Here is a 17658-nt window from a genome sequence, read left to right as displayed (position 1 = left end):
GACCCGATCAGCGGCGAGATCACCAGCGCGGACGCGACCCGGCGGCGGTTCACCGGCGCCACCCGACGCGCCATCATCGCCCGCGACCGGGACTGCCGCGGCTGCGGCGCACCCATCCGCCACCTCGACCACATCCAGCCCCACTCCCGAGGTGGACCCACCACCATCGCCAACGGGCAAGGCCTGTGCCAACGGTGCAACCAGGTCAAGGAACAACCCGGCTGGCGCACCCAGCCCCGGATCATCGAAGGCCGGCACGTCACCGTCACCACCACACCCACCGGCCACGCCTACGTCAGCACCCCGCCACCACCGGTCAGCGAACCCCCACCCCGACAGGTCACCAGCCTCGAGAAGCACCTCCGCAAGCGACTCGAGCACCTTCGACCCCGAGCCGGCTAGCCCGACCGGCGCTGGGACATGACGGCTCGCAGGTCGTCCTCCGCGTCGTCGTTCGCCACGAAGAGGAGCTCGTCGTCGGCCTCGAGCGGCTCGTCCGGCAATGGGACGATGACGCGTTCGCCGCGCAGGATCGTCACCAGTGCGGTGTCGCGCGGCAGCTCGAGCTCGTCGACGGAGCTGCCGACCAGCGGATGATCGGCGCCGAGAGTGATCTCGACCAGGTTCGCCTCGCCGGTACGGAACCGCATCAGCCGTACAAGATCGCCGACGGTGACGGCCTCCTCCACGAGCGCGGCGAGCACCCGAGGCGTGGACACCGCGACGTCGACGCCCCACGCCTCGTTGAACAGCCACTCGTTGCGGGGGTCGTTGATGCGGGAGACCACGCGTCCGACCCCGAACTCCGTCTTGGACAGCAGCGCCACCACCAGGTTGACCTTGTCGTCACCGGTCGCGGCGATGACGACTGGGCAGCGCTGCACCTCGATCTCCTCGAGGACCGACAGCTCGCACGCGTCGGCGTGCACCCACTCCGCTTCCGGGACGTAGCTGGGATCGATGCGGCCGGCGTCCTTCTCGATGAGCAGTACGTCGTGTCCGTACCCGACCAGCTCGAGGGCGATCGACCGGCCGACGGCGCCGGCTCCCGCGATGGCGACGCGCATTATTCCTTCGCCTCCGGGGCGCTCAGGGCAGCCTGCATGGCGGCCGCGTGGTTGGCGTAGGAGATCAGCCCGAAGAGGGTGTCGCCGTGCTGCAGGACGGTGGAGTGAGTGGGGATCACGGCCTTGCCGAAGCGGGTGATGAACGCCGGGCGCACGCTGGTCTGCTCCTCGAACTCGGTCAGCCGACGGCCGACCCAGCCATCGTCGAACGCGATTCGTGACAGCCCCACCGAACCGGTCGGGTCGCGCCACACCTGCTCGCTGGACTGAGCCATCAGCTCGCTGAACAGCCGGTCGGCCGTCCAGGGGACCGTCGCGACGGTCGGGATCCCGAGGCGCTCGTAGACCTCGGCGCGCTTGGGGTCGTAGATGCGGGCCACGACGTGGCGGACGCCGAAGATCTCCCGCGCAACGCGTGCCGAGATGATGTTGGAGTTGTCGCCGGAGGACACGGCAGCGAAGGCATCGGCCTTCTCGATGCCGGCATCGATCAGGGTCGCCCGGTCGAAGCCGTTCCCCTTGACCTGCGCGCCGCGGTACTTCGCCCCGAGGCGGCGGAACGACTCGGCCCTCTGATCGATCACGGCCACCGAGTGCCCGAGCCCATCGAGGCGCCGCGCGAGGGCGGTGCCCACCCGTCCGCAGCCCATGATGACGATGTGCACGCCGTCCTTCTTTCGCCTGCTGGGAATGTGTGTCCGGCTCAACGGTAGCGCGTTGAGCCACGCCGCTCGTATCCGTCTCGCACGGGCCGCCGCCGCGAGTAGTGTGACCTCCGTGCCTCAAGCCAGTTCCGTGCTCAAACGGGTCCTTCTCGGGCGCCCGTTTCGTAGCGACTCCCTCGGCGAGACGCTGCTGTCGAAGAAGCTCGCGCTGCCGATCTTCGCCAGCGACGCGATGTCGTCCGTGGGCTACGCGACGCAGGAGATCATGCTCGTCCTGGCAGTCGGCGGGCTGGCGCTCTACCACTTCACCTGGTGGGCCGCCCTCGGCGTCGTCGCCGTGATGGTCGTGGTCGTGGCCTCGTACCGGCAGAACGTCCGCGCCTACCAGAGCGGCGGCGGCGACTACGAGGTGGCCACCGTCAACATCGGGCAGAACGCCGGGTTGACCGTCGCCAGCGCCCTCGCCGTCGACTACGTGCTGACCGTCGCCGTGTCCATCTCCTCCGGAGTCGACCAGCTGACGTCCGCGTTCAACAGCCTGCGTCCGTTCAAGCTGGAGATCGTGATCGGCCTGATCGTGCTGATCGCGCTGATCAACCTGCGCGGCGTGCGCGAGTCGGGCAAGGCCTTCGCCATCCCGGTGTACGGCTTCGTCATCGGCATCCTGGGCATGGGCGCGTGGGGACTGTTCCGGCTGCTGATGGGCGACGACCTTCGCGCGCCGACGGCCGACTACGAGGTGCACCACGCGAGCGCCGCACCCAGCGGGTTCCTGCTGATCTTCCTCGTGCTGCGCGCCTTCGCCTCCGGCTGTACGGCGCTCACCGGCACCGAGGCGATCGCCAACGGCGTGCCCGCGTTCAAGAAGCCCAAGAGCAAGAACGCGGCCACCACACTGGCGATGATGGGTGCCATCGCGATCGCGATGTTCGGCACGGTCACCGCCCTGGCGATGAAGACCCAGGTGCGCATCGTCGACCCGAACGAGGGCTACCTGGTGGCTCCCGACGGCACCCGGGTGACCGGTCAGGACACCGTCGTCGCGCAGGTCGCGCAGGCCGTCTTCGGCCGCAGCCTCCCGTTCTACTTCGTCGCGTTCATGACCATGATCATCCTGGTGCTCGCGGCGAACACCGCCTTCAACGGCTTCCCGGTCCTCGCCTCGATCCTGGCCAAGGACCGGTTCCTGCCGCGCCAGCTCTACGCACGCGGCGACCGGCTGGCCTTCAGCAACGGCATCATCGTGCTCGTCGGGGCCGCGCTGGTGCTCGTGATCGCCTTCGACGCCGACGTCACCCGGCTCATCCAGCTCTACATCATCGGCGTCTTCGTCGCCTTCACCCTCAGCCAGTTCGGCATGATCCGGCACTGGAACCGGCATCTGCTGACCGAGCGCGACACGGGCGAGCGGGCCCGCATGAAGCGGTCCCGCATCGTGAACATGCTGGGCCTGCTGAGCACCGGCACCGTGCTGGTCATCGTCATCCTCACCAAGTTCACGCACGGCGCGTACCTGGCCGCCATCGCGATGGGGATCCTGTTCCTCATCATGAAGCTGATCCGGCGGCACTACGACCACGTCCGGGTGGAGCTGCGGGTGAAGCCGGAGGAGACCAAGGCGCTGCCCAGCCGGGTGCACAGCATCGTGCTCGTGTCCAACGTGCACAAGCCCGTGCTGCGCGCGCTGGCGTTCGCGCGGGCCACGCGCCCGGATTCGCTGGTCGCGCTGACGGTCAACGTCGACGACAGCGCGACGCGCAAGCTGCAGGAGCAGTGGGACCGCTTCGACATCCCGCTGCCGCTGGTCATCATCGAGTCGCCGTACCGCGACATCACCAAGCCGGTCATCGACTACATCAAGCGGATCCGCCGCGACAGCCCGCGGGACCTCGTCATGGTGTTCGTGCCGGAGTACGTCGTGGGCCGGTGGTGGGAGAAGCTGCTGCACAACCACAGCGCGGCCCGGCTCAAGAGCCGCCTGCTGTTCCTGCCGAACGTGATGACCACGAGCGTCCCGTGGCAGCTCCAGTCCGCCAAGGGCCTGACCGCCGACGAGCCGCAGTGGTCCCGCCCGGGCAGCGTCCGGCAGGGTGTCGACGTCGCCGGACGCCCGCTCTCCGAGTCGCCGCGTGGCTGAGTCCTGGGCCGGGCGTGAGGTCGTCGTCGACGTCGAGCGGGTGGCCCACGGCGGTCACTGCGTCGCGCGCCACGAGGGACGCGTCCTCTTCGTGCGGCACACCCTGCCCGGCGAGCGGGTGCGGGCCCTGGTCACCGAGGACGGCGGTGGGTCGTTCTGCCGCGCCGATGCCGTGGAGGTGCTGCGCGCCAGCCCCGACCGCGTCGCTGCGCCCTGCCGGTACGCCCGCCCGGGCGGCTGCGGCGGCTGCGACTGGCAGCATGTCGATCCGGCGGCCCAGCGCCGGCTGAAGCAGGCCGTCGTGACCGAGCAGCTGCAGCGGCTGGCCGGCCTCGATGTGGACGTGCGCGTGGAGGAGGTGGCCCCCGCCCCGCTGCACTGGCGCACCCGCATGCAGTACGCCGTCGACGGCGAGCGGCTCGGCCTGCGCGCGCACCGCAGCCACGACGTGATCGAGATCGACAGCTGCCCGATCGCCGTACCGGAGGTCGACGCGCCGGTCGCCCGCGAGCGCGCCGTCCCGGGCGCCGTGACGATCGAGGTGGAGGCCGCTGACGACGGCGCGATCGCCGTGTCCGCGGTCGACGCGCGCCGGCGTCGCCGGGCGCTGGCCGGCGGACCGGTCCGCCACGACACCGGCGGCCGGCGCTACGAGGTGCGGACCGGCGGCTTCTGGCAGGTGCACGTGCACGCCGCCGACGTCCTGCTCGAGGCGGTCCTGGAGCTCGCCGACGTGCAGGCGGGGGAGAGCATCGTCGATCTCTATTGCGGAGCCGGGCTGTTCACCGCCGCGCTCGCCGAGCGCACCGGCCCGACCGGGCGGGTCATCGGGGTCGAGGGCACGGCGAGCGCCGTGCGCGACGGCCGGCGCAACGTGTCGGACCTGCGGCAGTGCGAGATCGTCCGCGGGTCGATCGACGCCCGCACCGTCGACGGGTTCACCCACCCGGTGGACGTCGTCGTCCTGGACCCGCCGCGGGCCGGCGCGAAGCGTCCGCTGGTGGAGGCGATCTGCCGCCTGGACGCCCGGGCCGTGGTGTACGTCGCCTGCGACCCGGCCGCGCTCGCCCGCGACGTCGCCGCCTTCGCCGGGTGCGGCTGGCGCCTGGAGCGGCTGCGCGCCTTCGACCTGTTCCCGATGACCCAGCACGTCGAGTGCGTGGCGCTGCTGGTGCCCGAGCCGGGCGGTGCGCCGCCCCCGGCCGGTGGCCCTCTCGCCTAGACTGGGCTGTCGACCGTTATCCGCCGAGGTGAAAGGACTGGTCCACCTGTGAGCCTGCTGCAGTCGATCGGCTCGCCGTCGGACCTGCGCGCGATTCCCGCGGAGCGGCTGACCGAGCTCGCGGACGAGATGCGCGAGTTCCTCGTGCACAAGGTGTCGAAGTTCGGTGGCCATCTCGGCCCCAACCTGGGCGTGGTCGAGCTGACGATCGCGCTGCACCGGGTCTTCGACTCGCCGCGCGAGCCCATTGTCTGGGACACCGGGCACCAGTCCTACGTGCACAAGATGATCACCGGTCGCCAGCCCGGCTTCGACGCGCTCAAGCAGCGTGGTGGCCTCAGCGGCTATCCGAGCCGGCGCGAGTCGGCGCACGACTGGTCCGAGAGCTCGCACGCGTCCGCGTCCCTCGCCTACGTCGACGGGCTGTCGAAGGCCTTCGACCTCGCCGGTGACCGCCGGCCGGTCGTCGGGGTGATCGGCGACGGAGCGCTGACCGGCGGCATGGCGTGGGAGGCGCTCAACAACATCACCGCCGGCGACCGTCCCGTGGTGATCGTCGTGAACGACAACGGCTGGTCCTACTCGCCGACCATCGGCGGGCTCGCCAGCCGCCTCGCGGCGCTGCGTCTGAAGCCGAACTACGAGCGCACCCTCGGGCGCATGAAGAACGCCATCAGCTCGGCCCCGGTCGTCGGTCCCGTGGTGTACGACGCGCTGCACGGCGTGAAGGTCGGCATCAAGGACATGGTGGCCCCGCAAGGCATGTTCTCCGACCTCGAGATCAAGTACGTCGGACCGGTCGACGGGCACGACGAGCCGGCCGTCGAGCGTGCGCTGCGGCTGGCCCGCAACTACGGCGGGCCCGTCATCGTGCACTGCGTGACCCGCAAGGGCGCCGGCTACGAGCCGGCGGAGAACGACGACGAGGACCGCCTGCACGGACCGGGCGCCTTCGATCTCAAGACCGGCAAGTCGCTCGCCGCGGCCCGCGCCACCTGGACCGACGTCTTCGGCGACGAGCTCGTGCGGATCGGGGAGCAGCGCAGCGACGTCGTCGCGATCACCGCCGCGATGCTGCACCCCACAGGGCTGACCCGGTTCGCCGAGCGCTTTCCCGAGCGCGTCTTCGACGTGGGCATCGCCGAGCAGCACGCGCTGGCCTCGGCCACCGGCCTGGCGATGGGCGGCATGCACCCGGTGGTCGCGCTGTACTCCACCTTCCTCAACCGCGCCTTCGACCAGCTGGTCATGGACGTCGCGCTGCACCGCCAGCCGGTCACCATCTGCCTCGACCGCGCCGGGGTGACCGGCAACGACGGGCCGAGCCACAACGGCGTGTGGGACCTCGCCCTGGTGAGCAACGTCCCCGGCGTGCGGATCGCCGCACCGCGCGACGGGGCACGGCTGCGGGCGCTGCTCGCGGAGGCCGTTCAGGTCGACGACGGACCGACCATCCTGCGGTGGAGCAAGGGCGCGCTGCCGGACGACCTCGACGCGCTGCAGTCGACGGCGCAGCTCGACGTGCTGGCCCGCGGAGCCCGTCCCGACGTGGCGCTGGTCGCCGTCGGCGGCCTGGCCCATGAGGCCATCGCGGCCGCGCAGACGCTCGCCCGGCAGGGCATCGGCGTCACCGTGATCGACCCGCGCTGGGTGATCCCGGTGGCCGGGGAGCTCGTCGCGGAGCTCGCCCGGCACCGGCTCGTCGTGACCCTCGAGGACGGCCTGCGTCGAGGCGGGATCGGCAGCGCGATCGCCCAGGCGATGCGCGACCGGGAGGTCGACGTCCCGACCCGAGAGCTGGGGCTGCCTTGTGTGTTCCCTGAGCACGGGTCCCGTGCGGAGGTGCTCAGCGAGTACGGTCTGGATGCAGAGGCGATCGCGCGCAGCATCGGCCAGTGGTACGGCGCGGTGCACGGGCCGCGCGACGCCGCCCCAGTCCGGTTCGACCGAGCAGCACCAGAAGGAGAATGACGTGCGGGTCCTGGTAGTCGAAGATGAGCGACAGCTCGCGGACGCGGTCGCGCGCGGCCTGCGCCGTGAGGGAATGGCCGTCGACGTGGCCTACGACGGCATCGAGGGCCACGAGAAGGCGTCGGTGACCCCGTACGACGTCGTCATCCTCGATCGCGACCTGCCCGGCATGAGCGGCGACGACATCATGAAGGAGCTCGCGGCGGCCCAGTCGAACTCGCGCGTCATCATGCTCACCGCCAGCGGTGCGGTGGCCGACCGGGTCGAGGGCCTGTCGCTGGGCGCCGACGACTACATGGCCAAGCCGTTCGCCTTCGCCGAGCTGATCGCCCGCGTCCGCGCGCTCGGCCGCCGCTCCAACCCGGCCGCTCCGCCGGTGCTGAAGGCCGGCGACCTCGAGCTGGACTCCGCCCGCCGCGTCGTCCGGCGCTCCGGCAAGGAGGTCGACCTGACCCGCAAGGAGTTCGGCGTCCTCGAGGTGCTGCTGCAGGCCGACGGGGCCGTCGTCTCGAGCGAGGGGCTGCTCGATCGCGTGTGGGACGAGAACGCCGACCCGTTCACCACGACCGTCCGCGTCACCATGATGACGCTGCGCCGCAAGCTCGGTGACCCGCCGTTGATCGAGACGGTCGTCGGCTCGGGGTACCGCGTCAAGTCCGACAGCTAGGTCGCGGTGGCCTGGCCCAGAGGGGTCCGCCTCGGCCTGCGTATGCGGCTGGCGCTGGCCTGCGCCTTTTTGTCGGCGGCGGTGTCGGTGATCGGCCTGCTCATCTCGCTGATCGTCGTGGACAACTCCATCCAGAACGCGCTCAGCTTCCAGGACGGCAGCCTCGTCGAGGTGACGCTGCCGGGCCAGCAGCCGACCCAGCTCGAGGGATGGGTGATCGTCGACGCGATCCGGCGCAGCGCGAACGACACGCTGCTGGCGCGCGGGCTGCTCATCGCGATGTTCGCCGGCCTGCTCGGTGGTGGCGCGGGGTACGTGATCGCGGCGCGCGCGCTCGGCCCGATCGCGGAGGTCACCGCCACCGCGCGGCGGATCTCCGAGGGACAGATGGGCGAGCGCATCGATCTCGGTGGCGCGCACGACGAGCTGCGCGACCTGGCCGACACCTTCGACGCGATGCTCGACCGGCTCGACCGCTCGTTCGTCGCGCAGCGGCGGTTCGTCTCGAACGCCAGCCACGAGCTGCGGACGCCGCTCGCAGTGATCCGCACGGAGGTCGACGTGACGCTCGCGGACCCGGACGCGACGGTGCAGGAGATGCGGGACATGGGCACCGTCGTGCTCGACGCGACGTACCGCGCCGGCGCCCTCGTGGAGTCGCTGCTGGACCTGGCGAAGATCGACGCGCAGGTCGAGAACGGTCTCTCGCAGATCGACAGCTTCGACCTGGCGGACGCCGTCCCGCTCGCGCTCATGGCGGTGCGCGAGGAGGCTCGCGAGCTCGGCCTGCACATCCATCAGGACGCGATGCGGGCACCGGTGGTGGGAGACATCCACCTGCTCGAGCAGCTCGTCGCCAACCTCGTCACGAACGCCGTGCGCCACAACGTCCCCGGCGGGGAGATCTGGATCCGCACCGCGCGGTCGGCGGAGTCGTGCGAGCTCGAGGTCAGCAACACCGGTGACCAGCTCGACCAGGGGACGGTCGACGAGCTGTTCACGCCGTTCAAGCGGGCGAGCGACCGTACCCGGGGCAAGGGCACCGGGCTCGGCCTGTCGATCGTCCGGGCCATCGTCCTCGCCCACCACGGCTGGGTGCGACTGACCGCTCGCGCCGGCGGCGGGCTGGAGGTCCGGGTCTCGCTGCCGAGCACTCTGCCGGTCACGGACGAGCCGCCGGTCAGAGCCGGCTGGACCGGCCAGTTCCGCATCCTCCGCGACCGCTAGCTCGCTGGATCCGTATTACTACTGGTTTCTGGCCTCTCACCTACCCGTACTTGTGCGGGGATCCGCCGTGGTCCCGCGTTTCTACGGTGCCCTCTTCGCGCACCCCCGACTGAACTGCTCTTGAGCCCGGAGGGGACCGGGCAACGGGGTTGGGGAGGCGCGGCGTGACGATCGTTTCGGGGGGCGGTCGGCGCAGCAGGCGGCGGCTGCGAGTGCTGAGGGGCGACCGGCGGGGGTCCGCGCTTTCGTTCGTGGTCGACGGCGTCACGCAGCCGCGCGGGGTGCACGTGGTAGCGCCGGCGAGGGACGACCGCGTCGTCCGCGCCGCCGTTCCGTTGTTCGACCTGGTCATCCAGGCATCGCTGGCGTTCCTGGTGACTGCGCTGTTCCGGGACACCGCGCACGGCGCGGGCGCGCCGGCGGCGCTCATCGCCTGGGGGCCGCTCTGCTTCGGCGCCGCGTGGCTGATCGCGTCCGCCTGCTGCGGAGTGTTCCGGCCCGGGGGAAGCCACGGCTGGGGCGCCCAGTGGAAGGTGCGGGCGCGCGTCTCGGGGGCGCTGTTCCTCGCCATCGCCGTCGCGGGGCTGGTCGGCGCGTGGGTGCCCACCGGATGGTTCGGGGTGACCCTCGCGGCGCTCAGCGCCGTGGTGGGAGGCGCCGCGGGCGCCGGCCTGCAGCACGCGCTGGCCGGTCGCCCCGGGGGCCGGGAACGCGCCGTGCTCATCGGCACCGCGCGATCGATCGCACGCGCCGCGGAGCGGCTCGACGTGGGTCGCCGGGACGTCGACGTGGTCGGCACGGTCGAGCTGCCCGAGAGGGTGAGCGCGGCCGACGTGCAGGCGCACGAGGCCCGCGTGCTCGCCACCGCGTCCGCGGTGGACGCCGATGTCGTGGTGCTCACGACCGACCCCGCGGAGCTCGGGATCCCAGTAATACATCTGGTCTGGGCCCTGGAGAGCACCGGCGCGCAGGTCCTGATCGACACCGGCCTGAACTCGTTGCGCGCCAACCGGGTCGCGCTGCGCTGGATGGGCGGGCTGGTCACGGTAGCCGCTCGACCACGTCCTGCTCGGACCCTCGGCACCGTCCTGTCCGCGGCCCTCCAGTGGTCGATCGCGACGGTCGGGCTCGTGGTGATCGCGCCGCTCATGGCGGTCGTCGCAGTGGCCATCAAGTCCGAGTCGCGGGGGCCGGTCTTCTTCGTGCAGCGCCGCGTCGGGCTCGCCGGCCGGAGCTTCCCGATGATCAAGTTCCGGACGATGCTGCCGAACGCCGACTCGATCGTGCACCTGGTCGCCCAGGACGACGGGGCACCCGATCGGGGACCGATGTTCAAGTCGAAGGCCGACCCGCGGATCACCCGCGTCGGACGCATCCTGCGGCGCACCTCCCTCGACGAGCTGCCCCAGCTGATCAACGTTGTGCTCGGCCACATGCTGCTCGTCGGGCCGCGCCCGGCTCTGGACCGGGAGGTGTGCCGGTACGACGGGTACGAGCGGCGGCGCCTGCACGCCCGTCCCGGCCTGACGGGATTGTGGCAGGTCAGCGGGCGCAGCGACCTGGACTGGAAGCGTTCGGTCGAGCTGGATCAGACATATGTCGACGGTCGCACGCTCGCGCTGGACCTGGCGATCCTGGCGAAGACGCCCGGGGCGGTGCTCGCCGGCCGGGGCGCCTACTGAGACGCGCCGATTTGTTTTGATTCGGTTGCTTGACCTGACGCTGATAGCCGCCTAGTTTTGGCCCAGGGGATTCACACGTTCGCGTGTGCGCTGTATCAGGGGTCGGGGGACCAGCTGTGAGCAAGCCATTGTTTTCGCGCGTCGAAAATCGACTACGCACATCGGGTACTACTGAGCCGGAGGCGGGACGCATAGGCGTCCTGGTCTGGACGTGGTGCACGTTTCGGCTGGTCGCCGTCGCGCTCGCCGTCTTCGAGGCGCTCATCACGGCCCGCGGGGAGCTGCCGGCCCTTATCTTGGTCGCGGCGATCTGCATCGAGACGGCCGCCATCCTGTGGCTGCTGTACGCACGACGGTCGCAACCGCCATGGCAGCTCGTGGTCCTGGACTACGTGCTCGCGCTCGTCGTCGCATCGAGCGCGCTCTGGCTGCATCTGACCGACTCACGGCTGCCGTGGTATCTGATCCTGCTGGTGTCGTCGGCGGCGCTGCTGGCGGTCCGGCCTATCAAGCAGCTGCTCCTCGGGGTGCTGCTGGTGCCGCTGGCCGTCCTATACTCGCTCGGTCGATTCCATGACCGGGCCTGGACCGACCCGCGGACGATAGTCGTGGGATTCCTGAGCGGCGTACTGCTGTTCATGGTGATACCAATGGTGATCAACCATGCGCTCTCCCTGACCCGTGACCTGGATCGGTCGCGCGACGAGAACGCCGTGCTGATCGCTGCGGCAGCGGTCGCGAACGAGCGGGCCGCGCAGCGGGTCCTGCTGCACGACACCTCTGGCCTTCTCGCGATGCTCGCCAACACCACCGATCCGGCGCTGATCGACATCCTGCGGGAGCGGGCCCGCAGCATGAGCCGGGAGATGCGCGACGCGTTGTACGATGCCACCTCGCACGCCAAGCCGGCGAAGTCGCTGCCCGAGGTGCTCAGCGGCGTGGCCAGGGAGTTCAACGACCTGCCGATCGAGCAGAACACTCTCATGGCCAAGAACGTGCAGCTGACTAGCGAGAGCGCAGGGACAATCTGGTCGGCGCTGCGCACGATCCTCGACAACGTGCGGACGCACGCGCACGCGTCGCTGGTCACCGTCCACGCCTCGGCGGACCGGGGTCGGTGGGAGGTCTCCGTGCGCGACGACGGGGTGGGGTTCGACCCGGACACCACTCCGAAGGGATTCGGGCTGACAGACCAGGTGGAGGCGCAGTGCGCGCTGGTCGGCATCACGACGCGCATCGACTCGGCGCCCGGCGAGGGCACCGTGGTCGTGCTGCGCGGGGTGTCCGCGCTGCCCACGTCGACGCCGGTGGCGGAGCAGAGCGCGTCCGAGCTGCGGTTCACCCGCTCTGGCGCTGCATCGAGGATCCAGCGACCGCGGCCACCCGGCCGCGACGGTCAGCAGCCGCGTGGTGACGGGCGTCAGCAGCCGTCCGGGCGCGGCCGTCCGCAGCTCGGCGGGCGGTACCGCCAGGACGCCGGATCGGTGGGTAGCGCATGAGAACAGGCGATATTACGGATGGGCCGGCGAGGGATGCGAGCCCTACCGTTGTGACCATGATGCAGACGGCGTCCACTGAGGCGGTCCGGGTGTGCGTCGTCGACGACGACACCCTGATCCGAGACGGAGCTCGCGTGCTGTTCTCGCGGGCCAACGTCGTCGACACGTTCGCGTCGGTGGAGGCGCTGCTGCAGGCCCGGCCCGCGGCGGACGTCGTGCTGCTCGACCTGAACCTGCGCGGCACCGGCGAGCCGTTGATCCACGGCGCGATGGGGGTCAACCGCGTGTCGCGGGCCGGCTACCGCGTGCTGATCTACACGAACGAGCGTCGCCTCGCGGTCCTCGCCCGGTGCCTGGCGGCCGGGGCACGGGGCATCGTGCACAAGTCCGAGCCGATCGAGGCCGTGGAGCGCGCCATCGACGAGGTGGCGCGCGGCGGCACCGTCGTGACCCTGGCGCTGGCCGGGCTCGCCGAGGCGGTGCGCGACCACGGTGGGATGCGCCGACTGACGCCGCGGCAGCGCGAGATCCTCGCGGCCCGCGCCCGGGGCGAGTCCTTCCGCAGCATCGGCCAGCGGCTGTTCATCTCCGAACGCACCGCGCAGGACCACATGAACCACGTCAACGAGGCGTTCGCGGACTACCTGGCGACGCATTCGCCGGCGGATCTCGAGCGCGATCTCGGCATCGGCCCGGGCGACCTCAACAACCTCTGAGCCGCCCACGCCGCGCGAGGGGCGCGAACGGCTCAGGGCGACAGCCGCGGGTTGCTCAGGTAGTCGCGCAGCGCGTCGCGGGGGTTGTACGCCGGGTCGATGTCGAACCAGGAGTCGAAGACGGCCGTCACGATGAACGATGCGAGCTGCCCGTTCTGCTGGCGCAGCTCGACCGGTCCGACTCCGTGGTCGGCGCTGACCAGCCGCAGCTGAGCGGTACCGCGTACGGCGGCGGAGAGCATCACCGCGAACTCGTGCGGCGTCGGCGCCCCGGACCGGGCGCGCAGGCCGAGCAGCCGGATGGCGTCGTGATAGGCCGCGGCGCGGAAGGTGATCAGCTCGTCGTCGGCGGCGGCCAGCGCGCGCCGGATCCGGTCGGTGTCCAGGTCCGTGCGGGTGGTGGCGATGCCGATGAGCAGCAGATAGGACCGGAAGTTCGGTGCGGCGACGAACTCGCCCAGATAGCTGTCGACGCCCCGGGCGAGGCAGTCGCGGGCGAGCTGCCGGCGTTGCCCCTCGTCGCGCAGTGTGTCGAGGTGCTCGTCGATGAAGTGCTGCCCGAACAGCGTCGCGGCGGACCAGAACGGCGCGCTCTTCCACACGCTCCGGGCCGCGTGCACGACGGCGTCGTCGAGGAAGCGCCGGCCCTGGCTCACCGCGACGGCCCGCATCCGCTGGTGCCCCTTGATCATCCGCAGGACCGGCACCGCCGACGTCGCGTTGGCGACCACGGCGGCCTGCCTCGGGTCGGCCACCGCAGCCTCGAGCGCCGCCCTGATCTTGGTCACGCCGTCGCCGTCGTACGGCTCCAGCCAATGCAACGGCGTCTCGTCGCGTGGTATCTGCTCATCACGTGTCTGCATGGCCCCCGCCTCCACGAGGTCATCGTATCGACCGCGGCTGACAACCTTCGGATCGTGCCTGTCCGGCCAGGATCTCTCACGGCCGCCGTACGCCTAGGAGGCGGAGGCGTTACGCGGCACGAACGCGGCCAGCGCGCGTGCGAGGGGCCGAGCCAGCTGCTCCACCTGCCAGTCCCGTGCCCCGAACTCGCGGAGCTGGGCAGCGACGGCCCGCTCGTCGGCGACCGGCGGCGGTGTCCACGCCAGGGAGCGCACCGCGTTGGGCGGCACCAGGTTCTCCGGGGGGATCTGCAGCCGCTCGGAGGCCTCGAGCACGACCTCGCGGGCCAGCGCGTAGCGATCCGCGACGTCGTTGTCCTTGCCCATCCAGCGGGACGGGCCGGCGTTGGGGTCGAGCGGGGCGTTCTTGCGCGGCAGCCGCCGCTCCGGCAGCCGGAGGGCGCTCTCGATGGCCGCGAACCAACGCCGCCGGTGCTTGACCACGTTGCGTCGGGTGAACCCGCTGATCTCCAGCATCTCCTGCAGGGTCTTCGGCAGCACGACCCCGGCCTCGCTGATCGAGCGGTCCGGCAGCAGCCGGCCGGGCGCGATGTCGGTCTCCCGGCCGAGCGCGTCGCGGGACTCCCACAGCGCCTGCACGACGGCCATGCCGCGCCGGGTCTTTACCTGCTGCAGGCCGGTGGTGCGCCGCCACGGGTCGAGCCGCGGCGGCGCGGGGGGAGCGGTGCGCACCGCCTCGAACTCCTCGTGGGCCCAGCCGAGCTTGCCCTGCTCGCGCAGCACCGCCTCCACCTCGTCGCGCAGGTCCAGCAGGATGTCGACGTCGAGCGCCGCGTAGACCAGGAAGTCCTCGGGCAGCGGTCGCGTGCTCCAGTCGGCCGCCGAGTGGCCCTTCGCCAGCCGGTATCCGAGCAGGTTCTCCGTCATCGTGCCCAGGGACACCCGCTCGAACCCGGCCAGCCGGCCGCCGAGCTCGGTATCGAACAACCGGTCCGGGCGCAGACCGATCTCTGCGAGGCAGGCGAGGTCGGCGATCGCGGCGTGCAGCACCCACTCCACGCCGTCGAGGGCGCGACCGAGCGCGGAGAGGTCACCGGTCGCGATGGGGTCGATCAGCGCGATGCCGGCCCCGCGCCGATGGATCTGGACCAGCTGCGCACGTGCGCTGTAGCGGAAGCCCGAGGCCCGCTCGGCGTCGATCGCGACCGGGCCGTGCCCGGCGGCGAACCGCTCGGCCAGCGCCGGCACGTCGTCCGCCGACGTCACCACCCGCGGTACGCCACCACGCGGAGTGAGCAACGGCGTGGGCTCGGGGACCTCCCCGGTCGGGTCGGGTGCGTCGTCGTCCGCCGCGCCGTCCGGCGGCGAGGTCACGCCGTCGGCTGATCGCGGCGGGCGATGAGGCTGACGCCCGGCGGCGGGGCACCGGCCGCCGACGCCAGGAGGTCGACCCACGCACTCAGGTGACCGCTCAGATCGGCCGTGCGCGCCGTCCAGGAGGCGCGCATCTCGAGGTCGTTCGTGGCCTCCGGCCCGGAGAGGTCGCCGTATCGCTGGGAGGCCGTCTTGGTGACCGTGCCGCCGAGCGCGGTGTACTCCGCACCGGCCTGCTCGAGAGCGTCGGTCAGCCACGTCCACGACGCGTCGGACAGCGCCGGGTCGGTGGCCATCTCCGGCTCGATGCTGGCCGAGAGGTACGACACCAGCCGCAGGCTGCCGTCCCAGGCCTCGTGGCCCTCCGGATCGTGCAGCAGGACGAGCCGGCCGGTGGCCTCGGGCGCCTCGGCGTCCGGGTCGACGAACACCTCCGCGCCGAGCGCGTAGGAGTAGGGCGCGAGCCGCTGGGGCGCGCGGATGGGCTCGAGGGTCACCTCGGGGCGGATGATGGCCGAGTTCAGGCTGGCGACGGCCGTCCGGAACTCCTCGGGCACGCCGCCGTCGGACGACATCTGTGGGCTGCTCACCCCATCAGGCTAGGCGGCGGGGAGCCGGAATTCTGTGAGCCGCGCCGATGCTCGTGGCGTGCACCGTGCCGCCACCGGCAGCCGAACGCCTCGTGGGACGATGGATGCGCTATGACAGAAAAGATCCAGGCGCGCACCGCGGCCAGCCCCCTCGTCGTCGCGGCCCAGGGCGGCCGTCCTTCCCGAACTCCCGTGTGGTTCATGCGCCAGGCGGGTCGCTCGCTGCCCGAGTATCGCAAGCTGCGCGAGGGCATCGCCATGCTCGACTCGTGCATGCGCCCGGACCTGGTCGCCGAGATCACCCTGCAGCCGGTGCGCCGGCACGGCGTCGACGCCGCGATCCTGTTCTCGGACATCGTGCTGCCGCTGAAGGCGATCGGCGTGGACCTGGACATCAAGCCGGGCATCGGCCCCGTGGTCGCCGAGCCGGTGCGCACGCTCGCGGACGTCGAGCGCATCCCCGAGATGACCCGCGACGCCGTCGGCTTCATCGACGAGGCGGTCGCGATCATCACCGCGGAGCTCGGCGAGACGCCGCTCATCGGGTTCGCCGGCGCGCCGTTCACCCTCGCGTCGTACCTCATCGAGGGCGGCCCCTCGCGCAACCACGAGCTGACGAAGGCCTTCATGCTCTCGCAGCCGGACGTATGGGACGCGCTGCTCGGACGGCTGGCCGAGATCTCCACGACGTTCCTGCAGGTCCAGATCGACGCCGGCGCCAGTGCCGTGCAGCTGTTCGACTCGTGGGCCGGCGCGCTGTCGAAGGCCACCTACGAGACGTCGGTGCTGCCGCACTCGACGCGCATCTTCGAGGCGATCGGGGACGCCGTCCCGAAGATCCACTTCGGTGTCGGCACCAGCCTGCTGCTGCCGTCGATGGGCGCGGCCGGCGCGGACGTCGTCGGCGTCGACTGGCGCACCCCGCTCGACCAGGCGACCCGCGAGCTGGGCCCGTCGTACGCCGTGCAGGGCAACCTGGACCCGGCCGTCCTGTTCGCCGACTGGCCGGTGATCGAGCGGGAGGTGCGCCGGATCCTGGCCGAGGGACAGGCTGCTCCGGGCCACATCTTCAACCTCGGGCACGGCGTCCTGCCGAGCACCGACCCCGACGTGCTGACCCGCGTGGTCGACCTCGTGCATCGGGTGTCGGAGGGCTGAGGCCTGTGACGACGTACCAGGCTGCGCGCACCGTTCCGACGCCGCCGTCCGACTGCGACGTTCTGGTGATCGGGGCCGGCATCGCCGGGCTCGTCACGGCGATGCGGCTGCGGGCCGCGCGGCCGGGGCTGCATGTTGAGGTCGTCGACGTCGCGCCGCAGGTGGGCGGGAAGCTGCGCACCGGCGAGCTCGCGGGCACCACCATCGACGTCGGCGCCGAGGCCGTCATCGCCCGGCGCCCGGAGGGCCTCGCCCTCATCGACGAGCTCGGCCTTTCCGACCGGCTGCGGTATCCCGGCGTGTCCGACGCGCGGATCACCAGCGGCGGCCGACAGGTGCCGGTCCCGCAGGACACGCTCATGGGGGTGCCGACCGACATCGAGGCGGTGGCGCGCACCGGTCTGCTCAGCGACGAGGGCCTCGCCCGGCTGCGCCGTCCCGCGCGTACCCCGCTGCGCGGTGACGTGTCGGTCGCCGACGCGATCGGCGGCCAGCTGGGTCACGAGGTCGTCGACCGGCTGGTCGAGCCGCTGCTCGCCGGGGTGTACGCCGGGCGCGCCGAGTCGCTGTCCCTGGCGGCGACCATCCCGGCCCTGCGCGCCGCCCTCGACGGAGGCACCGACGTGCTGTCCGCGGCCCGCGCCGCCCGCGCGGCGCAGCCACGCTCCGACGCGCCGGTGTTCGCCACCCTGGCCGGCGGCATCGGCACGATTCCGCAGGAGATCGTCACGGCGGCCGGGCTGTCGGTGACCCTCGGGTGCCCGGCGCGCTCGATCGAGCGCGCCGGTGACGGGCTCGTCGTCGAGGTCGGCGCCGCGCC

Annotated in this window: 16 protein-coding genes; 11 read left to right on the top strand and 5 right to left on the bottom strand. The window is 71.6% G+C overall.

Annotated elements, in window-relative coordinates:
- The coding region (locus F8A92_RS16265; protein ID WP_194291548.1) for an HNH endonuclease at nt 1-402 on the top strand (402 nt) is incomplete at its 5' end.
- On the opposite strand, the gene F8A92_RS16260 is transcribed toward F8A92_RS16265, so the two are convergent.
- A complete protein-coding gene (locus F8A92_RS16260; RefSeq protein ID WP_153506225.1) occupies nt 399-1067 on the bottom strand; it encodes a potassium channel family protein in 669 nt (222 codons plus the stop codon). The two genes, F8A92_RS16265 and F8A92_RS16260, sit on opposite strands and share 4 nt — an antisense overlap.
- A complete protein-coding gene (locus tag F8A92_RS16255; protein ID WP_153506224.1) occupies nt 1067-1732 on the bottom strand; it encodes a potassium channel family protein in 666 nt (221 codons plus the stop codon). The genes F8A92_RS16260 and F8A92_RS16255 overlap by 1 nt, the downstream gene beginning before the upstream one ends.
- Before the next feature lie 112 nt (nt 1733-1844).
- Between F8A92_RS16255 and F8A92_RS16250 the strand changes: the two genes are divergently transcribed.
- From F8A92_RS16250 to F8A92_RS16215, 8 genes are all read left to right on the top strand, one after another.
- Nucleotides 1845-3869, top strand: coding sequence for an APC family permease (locus F8A92_RS16250; protein ID WP_228389510.1), 2025 nt, complete (start codon nt 1845-1847; stop codon nt 3867-3869).
- Nucleotides 3862-5091, top strand: a complete 1230-nt coding sequence (locus F8A92_RS16245) for a class I SAM-dependent RNA methyltransferase (protein ID WP_153506222.1) — start codon at nt 3862-3864, stop codon at nt 5089-5091. The genes F8A92_RS16250 and F8A92_RS16245 overlap by 8 nt, the downstream gene beginning before the upstream one ends.
- A 48-nt stretch (nt 5092-5139) precedes the next feature.
- Nucleotides 5140-7062, top strand: a complete 1923-nt coding sequence (dxs, locus tag F8A92_RS16240) for a 1-deoxy-D-xylulose-5-phosphate synthase (protein WP_153506221.1) — start codon at nt 5140-5142, stop codon at nt 7060-7062.
- A 1-nt stretch (nt 7063) separates the two neighbouring features.
- Nucleotides 7064-7729, top strand: coding sequence for a response regulator transcription factor (locus tag F8A92_RS16235; RefSeq protein WP_153506220.1), 666 nt, complete (start codon nt 7064-7066; stop codon nt 7727-7729).
- Nucleotides 7730-7735: 6 nt separating this feature from the next.
- A complete protein-coding gene (locus tag F8A92_RS16230) occupies nt 7736-8956 on the top strand; it encodes a sensor histidine kinase (RefSeq protein ID WP_153506219.1) in 1221 nt (406 codons plus the stop codon).
- A gap of 164 nt (nt 8957-9120) precedes the next feature.
- On the top strand, nt 9121-10638 hold the full coding sequence (locus tag F8A92_RS16225; protein WP_228389509.1) for an exopolysaccharide biosynthesis polyprenyl glycosylphosphotransferase: 1518 nt from the start codon (nt 9121-9123) through the stop codon (nt 10636-10638).
- Nucleotides 10639-10754: 116 nt separating this feature from the next.
- Nucleotides 10755-12137 (top strand): sensor histidine kinase, encoded by a 1383-nt coding sequence (locus F8A92_RS16220; RefSeq protein ID WP_153506217.1) that lies wholly within the window; start codon nt 10755-10757, stop codon nt 12135-12137.
- 56 nt (nt 12138-12193) lie between these two features.
- Nucleotides 12194-12853 (top strand): response regulator transcription factor, encoded by a 660-nt coding sequence (locus F8A92_RS16215; RefSeq protein WP_228389508.1) that lies wholly within the window; start codon nt 12194-12196, stop codon nt 12851-12853.
- Between the two features lie 32 nt (nt 12854-12885).
- Here the strand turns inward: F8A92_RS16215 and F8A92_RS16210 are convergent, their stop codons facing one another.
- The 3 genes from F8A92_RS16210 to F8A92_RS16200 all read right to left on the bottom strand — a co-directional run bounded on the left by F8A92_RS16210 (nt 12886) and on the right by F8A92_RS16200 (nt 15680).
- A complete protein-coding gene (locus F8A92_RS16210; protein WP_153506216.1) occupies nt 12886-13716 on the bottom strand; it encodes a hypothetical protein in 831 nt (276 codons plus the stop codon).
- Between the two features lie 93 nt (nt 13717-13809).
- A complete protein-coding gene (locus F8A92_RS16205) occupies nt 13810-15090 on the bottom strand; it encodes an HRDC domain-containing protein (RefSeq protein ID WP_194291546.1) in 1281 nt (426 codons plus the stop codon).
- Nucleotides 15087-15680, bottom strand: a complete 594-nt coding sequence (locus F8A92_RS16200) for a DUF3000 domain-containing protein (RefSeq protein ID WP_228389507.1) — start codon at nt 15678-15680, stop codon at nt 15087-15089. Before F8A92_RS16200 ends, F8A92_RS16205 begins: the two co-directional genes overlap by 4 nt.
- A 111-nt stretch (nt 15681-15791) precedes the next feature.
- On the opposite strand from F8A92_RS16200, the gene hemE reads away from it, so the two are divergent.
- Nucleotides 15792-16838, top strand: a complete 1047-nt coding sequence (hemE, locus tag F8A92_RS16195; protein ID WP_153506214.1) for a uroporphyrinogen decarboxylase — start codon at nt 15792-15794, stop codon at nt 16836-16838.
- A gap of 5 nt (nt 16839-16843) precedes the next feature.
- Nucleotides 16844-17658: FAD-dependent oxidoreductase (locus F8A92_RS16190; RefSeq protein WP_153506213.1), on the top strand; the 815-nt coding region annotated here is incomplete at its 3' end.

It is taken from the genome of Cumulibacter manganitolerans (assembly GCF_009602465.1).
GTDB classification, from domain to species: Bacteria; Actinomycetota; Actinomycetes; order Mycobacteriales; family Antricoccaceae; genus Cumulibacter; species Cumulibacter manganitolerans.
This window is presented reverse-complemented; position numbering and strand designations above follow the sequence as displayed.